This is a genomic window from Rhodoferax ferrireducens (genome assembly GCF_031458075.1).
GTDB classification, from domain to species: domain Bacteria; phylum Pseudomonadota; class Gammaproteobacteria; order Burkholderiales; family Burkholderiaceae_C; genus Rhodoferax_B; species Rhodoferax_B ferrireducens_A.
The window spans coordinates 119,992-137,758 of sequence record NZ_JAVDXT010000001.1 but is presented as its reverse complement, the minus strand read 5'-3'; the positions used below and the strand labels follow the sequence as shown (position 1 = coordinate 137,758).

Sequence of the window (17,767 nt, the reverse complement as noted above, 5' to 3'; positions counted from 1 at the left end):
CTACTGCTGCTTCAAGCCGGATGGCTGTTGGGATACCGGCTGGGCTTCAACCCCTCCTAGCCATGAACAGGGCGACGACCGCGATCAGCGACGCGGCCAGGGACAGCAAATTGCGCAACAGCACGGCCTTCGGTGAGCGCAGGCGCTGGTTCTCCGATGCCAGCGCGCCAAGCTGCTGACGCAGCGCGGAGATCTCGGCAACTTCCGCTTCGAGGGCTGCCACGCGCTGTTGAGCACCCAGCGCCACGGCCCGCACCCGGTCGATGCGGATCACAAGCTCCGCATGCGCTTGGTCCTGACCATGACGCCATTGCGCGTGCTCCAGAAGTGCCGCCTCGTGGCTGTCGACCAGATCCTGCTGGCGGATCTGTTCGTCGATCTGCGTCTGCAGTTCCTGCAGGAAATTCAGGGCGGCCTCCTTCTGATTGCCGTTCAGCGTGTGTGTGTCCTGCTGGACCTTGAGGATCTTATTGACCAACGCATCGCTGAAGCCGCGCAACATCCGGTTCTTCTCGGTCTGGACTTTCAAAATTACGCGCAAGGCGCTTTGGGTCAGTCCGAGGCTCGAGCCCAGATCTTCCACCATCGTGGCCAGGTCCTTGTCGGCCTCACCGCTGAAGCTGGATTTCAGCGTACCCCACCAGTTCCGGCCATTAAGTGTTTCCTTGAGCTTTGCTACTTTCGCGCCAGCCAGCTCACGCGCCTCGACGGACGCTTCCAGATCGCGGAGCGCTGCTTCCAGATCGGTCGAGAATTCCGCCAGCGCCTGTTCGTCCCTCCGCTGAAGGTCGTGGGAGCCTGCGACGAGTGAACCCGTAGACTCGATTCGGACCAATGCGGTCATCGACATAGCTTGCATGATGAATCAGTTCCGGCGGCGAAGAAGAAGGACGGGCGCGGTTTGCGCCTCGATGGCTTGGTGACTTGACAGCGCGGCGGTATGCGCCTGAAGTTCCGTCATCAGCTCCTTCGAGCTGATCAGGTACTCCCGAAGGTCGGACATCAATGCAAGCTCTCGCTCCGCATTACTGATCAACTGCGCGCAGGCAGCCTTGGCGGCGTTGAGCGATTCCTGCAGACCCATCTTGAAGGCGATGACGGCATCGATGGCCGTGTTGACGATGCGTTGCAGGTAGTGGCTGGAAATGCCGAATCCGATCGCGACAATCATCGAGGACAGATAAGGCGCGAAGATGCCAGCGAAGGGCGTAAGCTTGGCTTCGATGACCGGGTCCAGTCCGTCCCACAGCACGAGCGAGCCGCTTACTATCACGGTTTCACTGATCTTGCGGACCAGCTCCTCGCGCGACAAGGTGTCCGCACCATGGTACAGATTCCAGGCGTTGCTTGCGAGATCGAAGATGTTGTTGGCCAGGTTGAAGATTTGGCTGATGGACTTCGACAGCGCGTTCACGATGAACTGGACGATGCCGTGCGCCAACTGCATGGGCTTGTCGAAGAAGCCCTTGATCACCGCGATCAGTTTCTTCAGCACGCGGCGGATGCGCACGACGAGGCGTGTCGGTGCGCCTTGCGGATGAAAGATGTCGACCAATTCGTCCCTGACCGCCTTGATGGCGGCAGTCGTCACGCGATGGAGGACATCGAATCCAGCGTTCTTAAACGCCTCGCCGGCCGCACCCTTCAGCAGTTCTGTTGTGTTCTCCAGCCGATCCTTCATCTTCTTCGCTTCGATGTTGGACCGCTTGCCTTGCTCGGTGGCCAACTCCTCGCGCTGATTCTTCAGCATGCCCTGCTCAAGCGCCTCGGTACGCTCCTTGCTCTTTTCCTCAGACAACGGCCTCTCGACGCTGCCCAGCTTCTTGGCGACGTCCTTGAAATCAGAGAAGTTCTCCTTGATCAGGTGCGCCTCCAGCGCCGCGGCGCTTTCCACGGAGTCCATTTGGATGAACTTGACGGCGCATCCCTTGGACAGCTCTTCATCCAGCTTGTAGGGGCTGAAGCTGCGCTGGCCTTGCTTGTGTTCATTGAGGTGCCCGGCATGCCACCGCTTCTGCATCTTGCCGCTGTCACCGACGTAGACAGGCTTGGGCGGATTGCCTTGATCGAACACCACATACACGCCGGGCGTATTGGGCAGGCCTTTGAAGTCCTGATCCGGGACGCCGTCCTTGATCGTGAAGCTGCCGTCGAATTGCATCGTCGCAATAGAAGAGATCCCAGCCGTCAGGCTCTTCGTGATCAGCTCCTTCCAGGCCTGACCGCGGTTGGCGACGTCCATCACCGATTGGGCGGAGGTGGCCTTCACGGTCTCCACCGCCTCCGCACCGACGTCGACCTTCTTCGCATTCGGTTTGGCGACGGACTTGTTGCGATAACCCGCGATGAGCTTGCGGGTCATGTTGTCGATCGCGGTATCGACAATCGTGTTGGCCAGCGGGGGGAGGGCGAGCAACGTGGTTTCGTTCGCTTCCGGAATGGCGGGGGTCGATTCGTCATCGACATTGAAGTCGTCTTTGCCGTTCACTGCTATTTCTCGATTTATTGATTTATTGCTCGATTTTTGCGCAATGATTGCCATCCCTGCGCCTCGCAGACCAAGGATTTGGGGGGCAGCGTGAATTCATTAACGGAAGCGCACATCGTCGTCGGCATCACGCTTCGTACGGCGCTGGAGCCAACGCGAAAGCAAGGCGAGGGATACCGTTTTCGTGATGCCGAGCGCGAAGCTGAATACTGTGGAGGATGGGTGCTCAAGCGGGGAGTTGTTCCCATTCATTTGCGGTTCTTCAGTCTTCAGAGTGGTGGACGAAGTGATCGTACAGGCGAGCTAGCTCACCAAATGAGCTAGCAGCCGCGACAGTGGGCGGGCGACTGCAACGGATCGGCATGAGTCTGACGGGGGCGAGCAGCAGCGGTCGTTTGAACCGGTACGCGGCTGGCGTCGAAGTGTGGGGCTGGTTCCGAAGCTGAAGCGACCCGTCAGGACCAGCGACGTTTAACGACCGGTGTAGGCGGATGCTGACGTTCAGGCACTGGGCCGTGAACGACTCAGATCAGCCTGAAGTTGCCTCCAGCGGGGTCAGCTTTGCAGCGAAAGCAGCCGGTTGGGCTATCGCTGCGAACGACTCGTTTGCATGGATAAGCCGACAACCGAGTGTCAGGGCACCGATGCCGGCCATCTCTTCAAAGCTCAGTCTGCTCTGACATTTCCAAGGCGTCCCCGACCTCTATGCCGAGATAGCGAACCGTACTTTCCAATTTGGTATGCCCGAGCAGGAGTTGGACGGCACGCAGGTTCTTGGTTCTACGGTAGATCAACGTAGCTTTGGTTCGTCGCATGGAATGCGTTCCAAACTCCGTTGTATCGAGGCCAATTTCATTGGCCCAACGATGAACAATACGGGCGTACTGCCGCGTCCCAATATGAGCCGAGGCGTGAAGTCTGCAGGGAAACAGATAGTCATCAGCCCGTAGATTGGCTATCAAGAATGAGCGACGCAAACCTTACTCGTTCGATGTCTCGCAAGGCCTGCTCACCTGACAACGCGGCCTGCGAAGGCTTCTTCGGTCGACTGAAGACCGAACTGTTCTATCCTCGGGACTGGAAGAGCACCACCGTTGAACAATTCATTGAGGTGGTCGATTCCTACATCCGCTGGTACAACGAGAAGCGGATCAAGATTTCTCTCGGCTCTCTCAGCCCCATCGAATACCGGGTGAGCCTCGGGCTAGCGGCATAAAACCAGTCCAAGTTTTTATCCGCACCCCCGGCGGGCTTCTTGGCGTTTGCCTTGCCATAGCTTCGCAGCAAGCAGCGCCGCATCTGGGAAAAGCGCGTCACGGCTTCCTCGATACCGAGTCGGCAGAACATTTGTAAATCGCGGAAGCGAAAATGGAAAGGCTACATCACGGCACCAAGTTGCCAAGGCACAAATTCATCGGTACCTACGCCGAGGACTTCGCTTTTGGTCTTGCCGCCGGAGGCTGTCTCCAGCATTAGTGCAAACAGCCGCGCACCGGCATCCTGAACGCTGGTCGTGCCGTCGAGCACCTCGCCGGCGTTGAAATCCATGTCTTCATTCATGCGCCGGTAAAGGCCTGAATTGGTAGCGATTTTCAGCGATGGCGAAGGCTTGCAGCCATAAACCGATCCCCGGCCGGTGGTAAAGCAGATCAAGTTGGCGCCCCCGGCAACCTGGCCGGTTGCAGAGACCGGGTCGTAGCCGGGCGTGTCCATGAAAACCAACCCCTGCGCTTGAACTGGCCTGGCATATTCGACCACAGCCATCAAGCCGCTACTGCCGCCTTTGGCCACGGCGCCGAGAGACTTTTCAAGAATCGTGGTCAAGCCGCCCGCCTTGTTGCCCGGTGAAGGGTTGTTGTTCATCTCGCCATGGTTGCGCGAGGTGTAGTCTTCCCACCAACGCAAGCGCTCTTCGAGCTTTTCCGCCACCGCCGGCAAGGCGGCACGGGCAGTCAGCAAATGCTCCGCACCATAAATCTCTGGCGTCTCCGACAAAACCGCAGTCCCGCCATGACGCACCAGCAAATCCACCGCAGCGCCCAGCACTGGATTGGCCGAGATACCCGAATAGCCGTCAGAGCCGCCGCATTGCAGGCCAATAATTAAATGTTTAGCGGCCACCGGCCGTCGTTCCACTTGGTTCGCCTCGGGCAGCATCGATTCGATAGCAGCCACTCCGGCATCAATTGCTGCGCGCGTGCCGCCGCTGGACTGAATGCCAAGAGTGCGCAGCATCGGGCCTTCAGAAAGGTCCCCGGCAACTTTCAGCGCATCAAGCTGGTTGGACTCGCAGCCCAGCCCCACGATCAGAACCGCAGCAAAGTTGGCATGTCGCGCATAACCTGCCAGCGTGCGGCGCAGCAAGGCCAGACCTTCGCCGTCAGGGTCCATCGCACAGCCGCTACCATGCGTGAGCGCTACAACGCCATCGACATTCGGATAGGCAGCGAGGGCCGCTCCCTTGAAGCGCTCGGCAATCCCATGCGACACATTGGCAGAGCAATTGACCGTTGACAAAATTCCAATGTAGTTGCGCGTTGCGACCCGACCGTCGGCACGGACTATGCCCATGAAGGTGGCGGCAGGATCAATGAAGCATGTTGGACGATAGGCCTCGCCCACGCTGGCGCTGCGCGAAAACTCCCCCATGCCGAGGTTGTGCACGTGCACATGCTCACCGGCGCTGATGGGCTGCGTCGCCATGCCGATGACCTGTCCATAACGACGTACGGCCGCACCTTTTGCGATGCCATGCAGGGCAACCTTGTGGCCGGCGGGGATGGGATCGGTGCATACCGGGCCGAGTGGGCCAAGTTTTTCACCTGCCGCGAGGTCGCGCCGTGCAATGGCGACGTCATCGTTCGCGGCCAGCCTGATGACCGGCGCCACGTCATTCACTTCATCATTCATAGTATTGGATTGGCTCATGGATTTGCCCTGCCGCTCAGGCAGCGATGTACGTTGTCTTGACCGTTGTATAAAACTCGGCCGCATAGCGCCCTTGCTCGCGTGGACCAAGGCTGGAGCCCTTGCGGCCGCCGAAGGGCACGTGGTAGTCGACACCTGCGGTAGGCGCATTGACCATCACCATGCCAGCTTGAGCGTGCCTCTTGAAATGCGACGCATGTTTGAGCGATGTGGTCACCACTCCACTCGACAGGCCGAACTCGGTGTCATTGGCTACTGCCAATGCCTCTTCATAATCGGCCACTCTCTGTACGCTGGCGACAGGACCAAAGATTTCTTCCCGGGAAATCCGCATTCCCGCTGTCGCTCCAGTAAACAGTGCAGGCGACAAGAAGTGGCCGCGTGTGCGGCGCTGTAGAAGCTCTCCCCCGAAGACCAACTCCGCGTCTTCGGACTTGCCGATTTCGATATAGCGCAAGTCCTGGTCCAGCTGCGACGCATCAACCACCGGACCGATATCTGTTCCCTCCAGCAGTGCATCGTCAACCTTCAACGCGGCGAGGCGTTCTTTCACGCCCTGTACAAAGCGGTCATGAATCCCAGAGGTTACGATGAAGCGACTCGACGCCGTACAACGCTGGCCGGTTGAAAAATAGGCGCCCTGCACAGCGCAGTTCACTGCCACCGAGAGGTCGGCATCGTCGAGTACCACCAGCGGATTCTTGCCGCCCATTTCCAGTTGTACTTTCGCCAAACGTTCTGCGGCCAGCGCGGCAATTGCCCGGCCTGTGCCGACGGAACCTGTAAAGCTGATCGCCGACACATCACGATGACGCACCATGACGTCGCCCACCACAGATCCGCGGCCCATGACCAGATTGAAGACCCCGGCCGGCACGCCCGCACGATGCAGTATGTCGGCCAAAGCCCATGCGGAACCCGGCACGAGCTCGGCGGGTTTGAAGACGACACAGTTGCCATACGCTAGTGCCGGCGCAATCTTCCACGCTGGAATCGCAATCGGAAAATTCCAGGGTGTGATCAGCCCGATAACGCCGACCGGCTCGCGGGTCACTTCAACATCTATGCCGGGACGCACCGATGGAAGTTTGTCGCCGCTCAGGCGCAAGACCTCGCCGGCGAAAAACTTGAATATCTGGCCGGCCCGCGCAACCTCTCCTATACCTTCGGGCAGCGTCTTGCCTTCTTCGCGCGATAGTAGCGCGCCGAGTTCTTCTTTGCGGGCCAGGATCTCACTTCCAGCCTTGTCTAGGATGTCAAAGCGCTGCTGGATACCGCTTAGAGCCCATGCCGGAAAGGCGGCACGCGCGGCGGCGATCGCGGAATGAGCCTGCGCTGCATCGGCCTGAGCGTATTGGCCTATCACATCGTCCAGATTGGACGGATTGATGTTGGGATTCACAGAGCCGCCCTCAAGCCATTGCCCTCCAATTAAATTGGGAAACACATTCATTTTGATGACTCTCTAATGTTTTTAAAGGAGCCCGCGCTGCGCAAGATTTCTCATCATCGCAGTGATGCCGAAGCTCCACGGCGCAATGCTGCTGCAATGGTTGACGCGGTTGACCAGCGCTCCAAGCTGGGGCGTGGAAACGCGCACCACATCGCCGACTTCATGGGTAAAACCAAGGCCTGGACCATGGCGATCTTGCGTCGGCGCAAACATGGTGCCCAGAAACAGCATGAAACCGTCGGGGTATTGGTGATTGGGGCCTATTACCTGGGCCACGATATCGAGTGGATCACGGCTGATCATCGACAGTGAACTTGTGCCGCGCATTGTGAAACCTTCGGGCCCGTCGACCTGCATCGCGAGTTCCGCGCCGCGCACATCGTCGATGGTAAATCCTGGATCGAAGAGTCGAATGAAGGGGCCGATTGCGCATGACGCGTTGTTGTCCTTGGCCTTACCGAGCAGCAGCGCACTGCGGCCTTCAAAATCGCGCAGGTTCACATCATTGCCCAGCGCAGCCCCAACGGCTATGCCACGGCTGTTGACCGCAAGCACTACTTCGGGTTCGGGATTGTTCCATTTCGATTCCTCATGGATGCCCACCTGCGCGCCAGTGCCTACCGATGAAAGCACCGGTGCTTTAGTAAAGATTTCGGCATCAGGCCCAATTCCGACCTCTAGGTATTGCGACCAGACGCCCTGCTCCATGAGCACCTGCTTGACGCGAGCCGATTCGATTGAGCCGGGCACAATGCCGGCAAGGTTGTCCCCTAGGATTCCGGACAGCGCAGCACGGATCGCCTGCGCACGAGACGCATCGCCCCGCGCCTGCTCTTCGATCACGCGCTCAAGCAAGCTGGCAACAAAGGTCACGCCGCTGGCCTTGACAACCTGCAGGTCACAGGGGGCCAACAGCCAAGGCCGCACCTGGTCCCGTTTGCCTTCGTCGCTATTGGCCAGCACGCTTTCCAGCGATGCAAGCGGCGTTGCCGAAGACAGGAAGGCACGGACGGCGCTTGCAACGTTGGGTAACTCAAGCAGTTGGCTGACAGTCGCACCCAGCCGCGACAAATCGAGCAGCATGCCGTCACGGCAGGCGACTACTGTCGGGCCAACGCCGGGCTGCCAGAGCCTACCAATCAGCAGCGCGTCAGCGGCGTCTTCAGGCAGAGTTCGAGAAAGATCGAGGGACACGCAAATTCTCCGTTTTATTTTTGGATGGATCTGTCAAAAGGTTGACTTTGGTCTGACTTTTTATTAAAGTAACTTCGTTCCAACAAGAATTTTGTTTTATCAAATGCGACTTGTCAAGGGTTTATTGGAGCGATGCCTCCAAGTCATCGAGCTGCTGGCAGTAGAAGGCCAATGGCGGCGCCTGTCTGACATTGCGGTTGCACTGGACTTGCAAAAGGGCCCCGCACACCGACTGCTGGCCGAAATGACCACGCTTGGCTGGATTGAGCAGGATGCTGAGACCGACCGCTATCGCCTAACGCTGAAGCTCGCCTTGCTGGGCCAGCAATATCTGCGCGGTACCGGCTTGCTCGGCATAGTGCAGCCCGTGCTTGATGAGGCAGCTAGACGCTGCGGTGAGCTGGTGCGCTTGACCGTTGTGCAGGGCGATGCACTGCACTGGTTCGCATCGGCCCAGGGTGCGCGCCCTGGCCTGATGTACCAGCCAGCGCTCAATGGTCGGCCAGTGCTGCACGCCACCGCCAACGGCAAGGCATGGCTGGCCACGATGAGTAACGAAGCGGCGATCCAACTGGCACTGAAAAACGGCTTGGGCCAGCCATCCGCTTTAACCAAACTTGTCGGGCCGCGTGCGGTGCAAACCATTGATGAACTACTGCGCGAACTGGATTCGACCCGCACCAACGGCTATGGTCTGGCAGTTGAAGAGGCAGAGTCCGGCGTCAAGGCCATTGCGACAGCGGTGCGCGAGCCCGAAAGCCAACGCGTGTTGGGCACGATCAGTATCGCCGGACCGCTACTACGCATGGGCACCGAGCGCGACGCCGAGTTTTACACCCTGCTGCGACAGGCGAGCGGCACGCTCGGCCTGGTCTGGCCTATGGATAACGGTCCGGCAGCAAACGAAGTCTAAAGTCTAACAAGTAACCAGTTTCCGAACATTGAGCGGCCTTAATGGCGCTCTAAACCTACAACACATCTTAGAAGGATTTCCCATGCGTCTCGTCCGATTTGGTCCCCGCGGTTCCGAAAAGCCCGGTCTCATTGATGCCCAAGGCACTTTGCGGGATCTGTCTTCCGTTGTGAGCGACATTCACGGGCCAACACTTTCGCACGAAAGCCTTGCAAAGTTGCGAGCCCTGGATACGTCCAGCTTGCCCGCCGTTCCTGCCGATACGCGACTTGGTGCCTGCGTGGGCCAGGTTCCCAATGTGATTTGCATCGGCCTGAACTACTCCGACCACGCGGCAGAAACCAATACCCCCATTCCCGGACAGCCGGTTGTTTTCAACAAACACACCGGCGCGCTGGCTGGCCCCAACGATCCGGTCATCATCGCACCCGGCTCAAACAAGCTTGACTGGGAGGTCGAACTCGCCATTGTGATCGGCCGTCCAGCCTGGCATGTAAGTGAAGCAGAAGCGCTGCAATATGTGGCTGGCTACTGCCTGTGCAACGATGTGTCAGAACGTGCTTGGCAAATCGAAATGGAAGGCCAGTGGACCAAAGGCAAAAGCCACCTCGGCTATGCGCCGTTAGGCCCTTGGCTGCTGACTGCCGACGAGGTGCCGGACCCGCAGAGCATCGATCTCTGGCTCGACGTGAACGGTACTCGCCGGCAGACTGGCAATACCCGCACTCAAATTTTTGGCGTTGCCACCATCGTGTCTTACCTCAGCCGCTTTATGGCGCTTCAGCCTGGCGACGTGATTTCCACCGGGACACCACCCGGCGTAGGCCTTGGCCAGAAGCCGCCAGTATTCCTCAAGGCTGGTGATGTGATGACCTTGGGCAGCACACTGCTAGGCACGCAGCGCCAGCAAATCATTGCCTACGAGGACGCCATGGGCGCTGCCTGGCGCGCCGGCAGATTGCCTGCATTCTGAAGATAAACCAAGATGGGCGATCGCAAGTCCCCCTTGGACCCGGAAGTTCGCTCGGCCTGGGCCGAACTGACGCGCTTGAATCTGCCGGAGTTCCGCCAAGCCCTTGACTTCCCCCAGCGGCGTAAACAGTTCGCAGTTGAAAGTGCTTTCTGGAGCCAACCCGCCACGCCAGGCGTGGCCAGCGAGCTGCAGCGCGTGAAACTGCTCGGGCGCGAGCTGAGCATGCGGCGCTTCGTGCCGGCCGTACCGCAGCCCGGCACCTTGCTGTATTGCCACGGCGGCGGATGGTGCATAGGCGATCACAATACCAACGAAGGCCTCGCGGGGGCGCTGGCATTGGCTTGTCAACGTGAAGTGCTGACCATCGACTACGCCCTCGCGCCGGAGCACCCCTATCCGCGCGGGCTGAACGAGATCGTAGCTGCATGCAAGCACCTCGCCTCCAGCGGACCGTTGTGGCTGGCGGGCGACTCGGCCGGCGCCAATCTGGTATTGGCAGCTGCGTTGAATCTGCTCGGCCAGCCGGCGCAGCCCGAACTGCTGCTGCTGTTCTACGGCGCATACGACGCAAGCAGCGATACCGCTTCGCACCGGGAGAACGGCGACGGCCGCTGGGGCCTGACCACTGAGGAGATGCGGGCTTACTGGGAAGCTTACGCACCGGGAGCGCCCCCCAACGATCCGCTAGTCTACCCCTTATGCGCAGATCTGCGTGGCCTGCCGCCCACCTTCGTGCTGGGCGCGGCGCTTGACTGCCTGCGCGATGACAGCCGCCTGCTGGCCGAGCGGCTGGCCGAAGCACAGGTGCCAAGCGAATTCCTGGAGGTGCCGGGCGTGCCGCACGGCTTCATGAAAATGCAAAGCCGAGTGCGCGCGGCTGCGACAGCTCTACAGCAGGCGGCCGACTTCTCGCGACGACACCATCCTTTTTGAACAACGAATTTCCGAACACGGAAACAGTTGAAATCTGGGACGCAGCCAAGCCCTTCGGTAGCTCCGCAAGATGAGCATCTACCCGTGCAGTGCAGATAGCAGCCGACACCAGGAAGTCGGTAACTTTATGAGTAGCCCCGGGTGTGAACGTGACTAGACATTGGTCGACCTGATCGATCATGTCTCCTGCTTGCGGCGAGCTATCCCAGGAATCCGGTCCAGGACCGAAAGCGTGAGCCCGCCATCGACCATGATGTTTTCGCCAGTAATGTAACGATTTTCAGGATCGATCAGGAAATCGACCGTGCGAGCGACGTCGCTGGGGGCCCCGATCCGCTTCAACGGAACGATGGCTTCACGCTGGCGCGTGATATTCATGTCGTCATAAATTGATCGAGTCATCGGTGTCATGATCATTCCCGGCGAAACACTGTTGACGCGAATGCCGTGCTCCCCCCACTCCAGCGCCATCTGCTTGCACAGCATGATAAGAGCAGCCTTGGCCGCGCTGTACGCCCCGGTCTGCCGGTGCGGATGCACGCCAGACTGCGACGAGATGCCGACAAAAGCGCCTTGGCTCGCCTTCAGGTGCGGGAAACCCGCTTTGGCCAAAAGCCAACTTGCGCGGCATGTCAGCGCAAACATGTCTTCCCACACCTCAAGCGGCATGTCCTCCAACGAGGTTGGGTCGACGGCACCCGCGTTGGACACGATCGCGTCGAGTCCTTTGAACCTTCCAGCCGCGGTGTGAACGAAATATTCGGGCACTGCAGGATCTCGCAGATCGCCCTCGAGAATGAGAACATCGCAACCTTCGTGCCGTAACTCTTCGGCGAGCTTTTCTACCGGCTCGCGAGTTTTTCGTACGCACATTGCGATAGCGGAACCGGGCCTTTTGGCAACCTGTTGGCAAATTGCGCCACCAATGCCCTCGCTTATTCCAGTCACAAGAACTCGCATTCAAATACCTCCATGTTGCGCTGTGGCGTTTTCAAAATTAACCACTGCCAATGTTGATTGCTGTCACCTCAGGCCGATCTCATATCCGTCCAACACGGCGATGGCGGGGCCTATGCAGCCTTGCCGGAATTGGTTCCGCCATGGCGACGCACTTCTGGCGCGAGCCAGGGAGAGACGTAGCCGCGATCCGCCTCCGAGATCAGGGCACCAGGAGGGATGAGCGCATCGATCTGGTCGAGGGTCAATGCCTCTAGTTTCGCGTCGAAGCCCGCCTTCATTCCATTGAATTGTTCAAGCGTACGAGGCCCAACAATCACAGACGTCACCGCTGCGTGTGCCAGGGGAAATGCCTGTGCCATATGCATGAGAGACAGACCCGCTTGCTGGGCGATCGATTCGAGTTCGGGAAGCAATTCGAGCTTGCGGCGATTGCCCGGTTGCTGCATGTCGAAGCGGGATTTCAAAATGGGATAGTGCTCTCCCCACTGACCTTTGACTCGCTCCGCCCTGGAGCCGGTCGGGGCCGTGTCGCCGGCGCTGTACTTTCCGGTCAACCATCCGCCATTCAGAGGGCTCCAGGCGGTGAACCCCATCCCGTAGTGTTGGACGGCCGGCAAAGTCTCTCGTTCGACGCCACGATGGAAAAGAGAGTATGGCGAACTCTCGTTGACAAAACGGGATAACCTGTTCAAACGACTGACGGATTGTGCTTCCGCGAGATACCAGCTGGGCAGCGTCGAGCATCCGAGGTATCGGACCTTGCCCTGCGTCACCAGATCGCTGAGCGCGCCAAGTGTCTCCTCAAGATCTGTGTGCAGATCCGGGCGATGCATTTGATACAAATCGATATGGTCGGTCTTGAGCCGCCGTAGACTGTTTTCGACCTGTTTCATGATCCAGTAGCGCGACCCACCCTGATCGTTTCGGCCCTCGCCCGCTGATAGTCTGAATTTGGTCGCGAGGACGACCTTGTCGCGGCGACCGGCGAGCGCTTTACCCACGATCTCCTCCGCCTCGCCGTGAGAGTAAGTGTCGGCGGTATCAATGAAATTGATGCCGCAGTCGAGCGCCTCATGGACGATACTGGTGCATTCGCGCTCATCGGTATTCCCATCGGATCCGAAACTCATGGTACCAAGCATGTATTCGCTGACCTGGACGCCGGTTCGGCCGAGGTAACGATATTTCATAGCCATTTGCTCCTTTTATAAATTACTGCAGTCCAATGCCCTGCATTGACCTGCCTTCTGGAACGTAATCGAAGCCGAGGAAGCGCATGGTATGCACCGCCTGCCCTTCGTGCATTGGACGACCGTTTTGGATACGACAACCACGCTCACTTGCGGCAATGCAAAGGAATGTCGGTTCCGCGCGTGTGACAATGTCGACGACAATAGTGTCTGGCTTAAGGCGACCAGGATCCACAGGCGGGAGATCGCCAGGCTTCATGCCTAGCGACGTGGCATTGATCACAACTTCGAATTCATGTGGGTCTGACGCGCCGAACGTCGCATGGCAATCGGTTGCCACGTTAACGGACTTGGCTAGGTCTTCGGCGCGCCCCCTGTCAACATCGAAAATTGTGAGTGCTCGGGCACCCGCAGAAGCCACCGCGAAAGCAATGGCTCTGCCCGCGCCTCCGGCGCCGATAAGCAGCACGGATTTTTTTGCCGGATGAAGTCCTTCCCACTCCATGCCAAGAACGCAGCCAATACCGTCGAAATTGGCGCCGATCCAGCGTCCATCACTGGTGCAGCGGATGACGTTGATGGCTCCAACGTCACGCGCAGTCGGATGTAGTTCGTCGACATAGTCCAGCATCCGTTGCTTATGAGGCATCGTGACCAGCAAACCGGAGAGATTTCCCACCGCTCGTGCACCGGCGACGAATGCGGACAAGTCATTGTCCTTGACTAGAAACGGGACGCAAGCCGCGTCTGCGCCCTGCTCCATGAACAGCCGGTTCCATAGTTGGGGCGACTTGGCTGTCTTCAGCGGATCGCCTACCAAACCATACAGTCGAGTTGTCCCAGAGATATGAGACATCATGATTTAGCCAGTGCGTCTGCATAGCGGGTGCGCACCTCCATCGCCACCGCCGCAGGGGCCAGGTCGCGCAGGATCATTCGCTGGAAGGCTTCGCCGCAGATCTGGTTGAAAGAGGACTGGATGATCGAATAATTCACAATGCGACCACGCGTCTGCACCACTGTCTTCCAGCCCAACTGGTCCTCGGCTTCCGGCGTCTTGAAGTATGCGTCTTTGTAGGCGCTGGCACGAGCTACCACTTCGCCGCCACGCGCGGCAATGGCCTGAGCCGCTGGGCTCGCCATGAACTTAACGAACTCCCACGCGGCGGCCTGGCGTGGCGAATTGCTGTTGATGCATAGCTGAAAACCATACACCGTTTGCTTGTCATTGAGTGCCACAGAAGGCGCTGGCGCCCATGCCATGTCGTTGGCCACTGCAGCCTTCAAGCCGCGGTAGCGAAAGAGCCCGAACGTCGCTGAGGCGATGGTGCCAGCGCGGAGCCCGTCCTGCATCTCGTTGTATGCGAACTGCAGGCTAACGGGTGTCGCTGCCTTCTTGGTGAACAGATCTTTGACGGTGCTGGCAGCGAGCTGCAACCGCTGCTCGCTGAAGCCGATCTCGCGGCCGTTGGGCACGAAGAAGGGGTCACTGTTTCCCGCCACAATCGAGCTGACCATGAACTCCACCAAGGCCTGCGCGCCTCCGATCCCGCCGCTTGCGCCGATCGGGACGGCGTAGGCCATCTGGTTCTGCTTGGTCAGGAGCGGACCGAGCGCCGCCACTTCCTCGTACGTGCGCGGCGGAACAATCTTCGCCTCCTCGAACTTGCTCTTGCGGTAGACGAAGATCGGAATACGATAGTCCTGCTGAAGACCCCACAGCTTGCCGTTGATGCGCGTCTGGTCCATGCTGATCAGCCAGTCCGTGGTGTCTACCTTGTCGCGCGCAACCAACTCGTCGATGGACAAAATCGAACCGGTGGATACGAACTCGGGCAGTTGGAAGTTGGCGACGCGAATGACGTCGGGGCTGTCCGCCTTGGAGCGCGCCGCGCGAACGCCGTTTTGCCCAGAGGGGTCGACGACCACGCGCACCTTCACACGTGGTTGGCTGACCTCGAAGGCCGCAATCATCTGCGTCTGGGCCACGGCACGCGGATCGTTTTGGTTACCCGGGTCGAGAAAGGTGTTGTAGGTGATCGTCTCAGTGGTTTGTGCGAAGGCTCGCCCACCGGCTACGCCCAAGACAGCTGCTGCGCTAGCCACACCAGCCACGAATGTACGCCGGCTTGTGCCGGACACTGGTTGCTGTTCGTTCATGTTTGACGATTTCTGCTCATTCATGTCATCTCCTTAGGGAATCAACTTAAGTGAACCATTGCTTGGCTGCGACCAGGGCCTGTTAACACAAACCGCGAAGCCCATCGGCTATGAAGAAGTGGAGTGGGTACCACCGGCGCAGTCTGGTCGAAACCAAAATGCATTGCTTCAAGCGGCTCGGGGGAGCGGGTGATGGCACGCACATTTGAGCGCCGGGTCACAGAACTGCATGTGCAGGTCACACTGCTCAACGGATTCACTCAGTTGGCATGCCCGACCACGGTCCCAGTGGCGGCCATGGCATAACTTCGTCTGGGGTATGGGAAATGGCGTCCAAACCGGGATTTATGCAACAGAGCCCTTTTATAAATTACGGCAGTCCAATGCCCTGCATTGACCTGCCTTCTGGAACGTAATCGAAGCCGAGGAAGCGCATGGTATGCACCGCCTGCCCTTCGTGCATGGGACGATTGTTTTGGATACGACAACCACGCTCACTTGCGGCTCGATAAAGGGGCGTAGGTTCCACTGAATTGACAATGTCGACGACAATGGTTCCAGGCTTAAGCCGATCAGGATCCAAGGGCAGAGGATCGCTGGGCTTCATGCCTAGCGACGTGGCATTGATCACAACTTCGAATTTATGTGGGTCTGGCGCGCCGAACGTCGCATGGCAATCGGTTGTTTCGTTAACCGACTTGATAAGGTCCTCGGCGCGACTCCTGTTAGCATTGAATATTGTGAGTGCTCGGGCACCAGCAGAAGCCACCGCGAAAGCAATGGCTCTGCCCGCGCCTCCGGCGCCGATAAGCAGCACGGATTTTTTTGCCGGATGAAGTCCGTCCCACTCCATGCCAAGAACGCAGCCAATACCGTCGAAATTGGCGCCGATCCAGCGTCCATCACTGTTGCAGCGGATGACGTTGATGGCTCCAACGTCACGCGCGGTCGGATGTAGTTCGTCGACATAGTCCAGCATCCGTTGCTTATGAGGCATCGTGACCAGCAAGCCGGAGAGATTTCCCACCGCGCGCGCACCGGTGACGAATGCAGACAGGTCATCGCCCTTGACCCCAAACGGGACGCACGCCGCGTCTGCGCCCTGCTCCATGAACAGCCGGTTCCATAGTTGGGGCGACTTTGATGCCGTCAGCGGATCGCCGATCAAACCATAGAGTCGTGTTGTCCCCGAAATATGGAGCATCACGACTTGGCCAGCGCGTCGTTGTAGCGGGTACGCATCTCCATCGCCACCGCCGCAGGGGCCAGGTCGCGCAGGATCATGCGCTGGAAGGCTTCGCCGCAGATCTGGTTGAAGGAGGTTTGAATGACCGAATAATTCACCATGCGGCCGCGTGCCTCCACGAGCGCCTTCCAGCTCAACTGATCCTCGGCTTCCGGCGTCTTGAAGTACGGGTCCTTGTAGGCGCTGGCGCGTGCCACCACTTCGCCGCCGCGCGCGGCGATCGCCTGAGCCGCCGGGCTGGCCATGAATTTGACGAACTCCCACGCACCGCCTTGGCGCGGCGAGTTCCTGTTGATACACAACTGAAAGCCGTACACCGCGTGCTTGTCGTTGGGAGTCACAGAAGGCGCCGGCGCCCAGGCCAGGTCGTTGGACACAGCAGCCTTCAATCCCCGGTAGCGATACAGCCCGAAGGTGGACGAAGCGACGGTGCCTGCACGAAGCCCGTCCTGCACCTCGTTGTAGGAGAACTGCAAACTGACGGGTGTGGCGGCCTTCTTGGCGAATAGGTCCTTCACGATGCTGGCGGCCAGCAGCAAGCGCTGTTCGCTGAAGCCGATCTCGCGTCCGCTGGGCACAAAGAAAGGCTCGCTGTTTCCGGCAACAATGGAGCTGACCATGAACTCCACTAGGGCCTGCGCGCCCCCGATCCCGCCGCTTGCGCCGATCGGGACGGCATAGGCCATCTGGTTCTGCTTGGTCAGCAGCGCCCCGAGTGCGGCCGCTTCCTGGTACGTACGCGGCGGTGCGATCTTCGCCTCCTCGAACTTGCTCTTGCGGTACACGAAGATTGGAATACGATAGTCTTGCTGAAGGCCCCATAGCTTGCCGTTGAAGCGCGTCTGGTCCATGCTGATCAGCCAGTCCGTGGTGTCCACTTTGTCGCGCGCGACCAGCTCGTCGATGGAAAGAATGGAGCCGGTGGCCACGTGCTCGGGCATTTGGAAGTTGTTGGCTCGAATGACGTCGGGGCTGTCCGCTTTGGAGCGCACCGCGCGAATGCCGTTCTGTCCGGAGGGGTCCACGACCACCCGCACCTTCACACGTGGTTGGCTGGCTTCGAAGGCCGCAATCATCTGGGTCTGGGCTGCAGAGCGTGGATCGTTCAGGTTGCCCGGGTCAAGGAAGCTGTTGTAGGTGATGGTTTCCGTGGTCTGTGCGAAGGCCCTGCCCCCAGGTGCGCCCAGCACGGCGGCCGCGCCGGCCACGCCGGCCACGAAACTGCGCCGGCTCGTTCCGCGCGCTGATGGCAGATCGTTCGTGTTTGTTTGTTTCTGTGCAGTCATGTCATCTCCTTAAGTGATCAAGTTATGTAAATCGATGCTGTGC

The 17,767-nt window shown here is 59.2% G+C and carries 14 protein-coding genes and 3 pseudogenes; 5 read left to right on the top strand and 12 right to left on the bottom strand.

The genetic code is table 11. From position 1 onward, the window contains the following. Positions 1–46: 46 nt before the first annotated feature. The 3 genes and pseudogenes from J2X19_RS00655 to J2X19_RS00645 form a co-directional block, all read right to left on the bottom strand. Positions 47–844 carry a hypothetical protein gene (locus tag J2X19_RS00655; protein ID WP_310369719.1) on the bottom strand — a complete coding sequence of 266 codons (798 nt, stop codon included), beginning with the start codon at positions 842–844 and terminating at the stop codon, positions 47–49. Between the two features lie 21 nt (positions 845–865). Further along, a complete protein-coding gene (locus J2X19_RS00650; protein ID WP_310369716.1) occupies positions 866–2,542 on the bottom strand; it encodes a GIY-YIG nuclease family protein in 1,677 nt (558 codons plus the stop codon). A 605-nt stretch (positions 2,543–3,147) separates the two neighbouring features. Further along, positions 3,148–3,438, bottom strand: a pseudogene (locus J2X19_RS00645) (tyrosine-type recombinase/integrase); the annotation flags it as partial. 2 nt (positions 3,439–3,440) lie between these two features. Here J2X19_RS00645 and J2X19_RS00640 point away from each other — a divergent pair. Further along, a pseudogene (locus tag J2X19_RS00640) lies at positions 3,441–3,704 on the top strand (IS3 family transposase); the annotation flags it as partial. A gap of 161 nt (positions 3,705–3,865) precedes the next feature. Here J2X19_RS00640 and J2X19_RS00635 read toward each other — a convergent pair. From J2X19_RS00635 to J2X19_RS00625, 3 genes are read right to left on the bottom strand one after another with little or no spacing between them, the layout of a single operon-like run. Next, complete coding sequence (locus J2X19_RS00635) at positions 3,866–5,416, bottom strand: UxaA family hydrolase (RefSeq protein ID WP_310369715.1); 1,551 nt, start codon at positions 5,414–5,416, stop codon at positions 3,866–3,868. A gap of 16 nt (positions 5,417–5,432) precedes the next feature. Then, positions 5,433–6,869, bottom strand: coding sequence for an aldehyde dehydrogenase family protein (locus J2X19_RS00630; protein ID WP_405048578.1), 1,437 nt, complete (start codon positions 6,867–6,869; stop codon positions 5,433–5,435). Between the two features lie 21 nt (positions 6,870–6,890). Then, positions 6,891–8,069: a fumarylacetoacetate hydrolase family protein gene (locus J2X19_RS00625; RefSeq protein WP_310372609.1), complete on the bottom strand. Its 1,179-nt coding sequence runs from the start codon at positions 8,067–8,069 to the stop codon at positions 6,891–6,893. A gap of 97 nt (positions 8,070–8,166) precedes the next feature. Between J2X19_RS00625 and J2X19_RS00620 the strand changes: the two genes are divergently transcribed. From J2X19_RS00620 to J2X19_RS00610, 3 genes are all read left to right on the top strand, one after another. After that, entirely contained in the window at positions 8,167–8,976 is an 810-nt protein-coding gene (locus tag J2X19_RS00620; RefSeq protein ID WP_310369712.1) for an IclR family transcriptional regulator, read from the top strand. A gap of 82 nt (positions 8,977–9,058) precedes the next feature. After that, positions 9,059–9,949, top strand: coding sequence for a fumarylacetoacetate hydrolase family protein (locus J2X19_RS00615; RefSeq protein ID WP_310369710.1), 891 nt, complete (start codon positions 9,059–9,061; stop codon positions 9,947–9,949). Positions 9,950–9,961: 12 nt separating this feature from the next. After that, positions 9,962–10,882, top strand: a complete 921-nt coding sequence (locus J2X19_RS00610; protein WP_310369708.1) for an alpha/beta hydrolase — start codon at positions 9,962–9,964, stop codon at positions 10,880–10,882. Between the two features lie 177 nt (positions 10,883–11,059). Here J2X19_RS00610 and J2X19_RS00605 read toward each other — a convergent pair whose 3' ends face one another. The 4 genes from J2X19_RS00605 to J2X19_RS00590 all read right to left on the bottom strand — a co-directional run bounded on the left by J2X19_RS00605 (position 11,060) and on the right by J2X19_RS00590 (position 15,216). Next, positions 11,060–11,842, bottom strand: coding sequence for an SDR family NAD(P)-dependent oxidoreductase (locus tag J2X19_RS00605; RefSeq protein ID WP_310369706.1), 783 nt, complete (start codon positions 11,840–11,842; stop codon positions 11,060–11,062). Between the two features lie 110 nt (positions 11,843–11,952). After that, the gene (locus J2X19_RS00600; protein ID WP_310369704.1) at positions 11,953–13,032 is read right to left on the bottom strand and encodes an aldo/keto reductase; all 1,080 of its coding nucleotides are present in this window, start codon (positions 13,030–13,032) and stop codon (positions 11,953–11,955) included. A gap of 22 nt (positions 13,033–13,054) precedes the next feature. Beyond that, positions 13,055–13,888: a shikimate dehydrogenase family protein gene (locus tag J2X19_RS00595; protein ID WP_310372606.1), complete on the bottom strand. Its 834-nt coding sequence runs from the start codon at positions 13,886–13,888 to the stop codon at positions 13,055–13,057. Next, positions 13,888–15,216, bottom strand: a complete 1,329-nt coding sequence (locus tag J2X19_RS00590) for an ABC transporter substrate-binding protein (protein WP_310369702.1) — start codon at positions 15,214–15,216, stop codon at positions 13,888–13,890. The genes J2X19_RS00595 and J2X19_RS00590 overlap by 1 nt, the downstream gene beginning before the upstream one ends. A gap of 89 nt (positions 15,217–15,305) precedes the next feature. Here J2X19_RS00590 and J2X19_RS00585 point away from each other — a divergent pair. Next, positions 15,306–15,498 (top strand): annotated as a pseudogene (locus J2X19_RS00585) (IS5/IS1182 family transposase); the annotation flags it as partial. 64 nt (positions 15,499–15,562) lie between these two features. On the opposite strand, the gene J2X19_RS00580 reads toward J2X19_RS00585, so the two are convergent. Further along, positions 15,563–16,396: a shikimate dehydrogenase family protein gene (locus J2X19_RS00580; protein ID WP_310369700.1), complete on the bottom strand. Its 834-nt coding sequence runs from the start codon at positions 16,394–16,396 to the stop codon at positions 15,563–15,565. Further along, a complete protein-coding gene (locus J2X19_RS00575) occupies positions 16,396–17,724 on the bottom strand; it encodes an ABC transporter substrate-binding protein (RefSeq protein WP_310369698.1) in 1,329 nt (442 codons plus the stop codon). Before J2X19_RS00575 ends, J2X19_RS00580 begins: the two co-directional genes overlap by 1 nt. Positions 17,725–17,767: the final 43 nt, after the last annotated feature.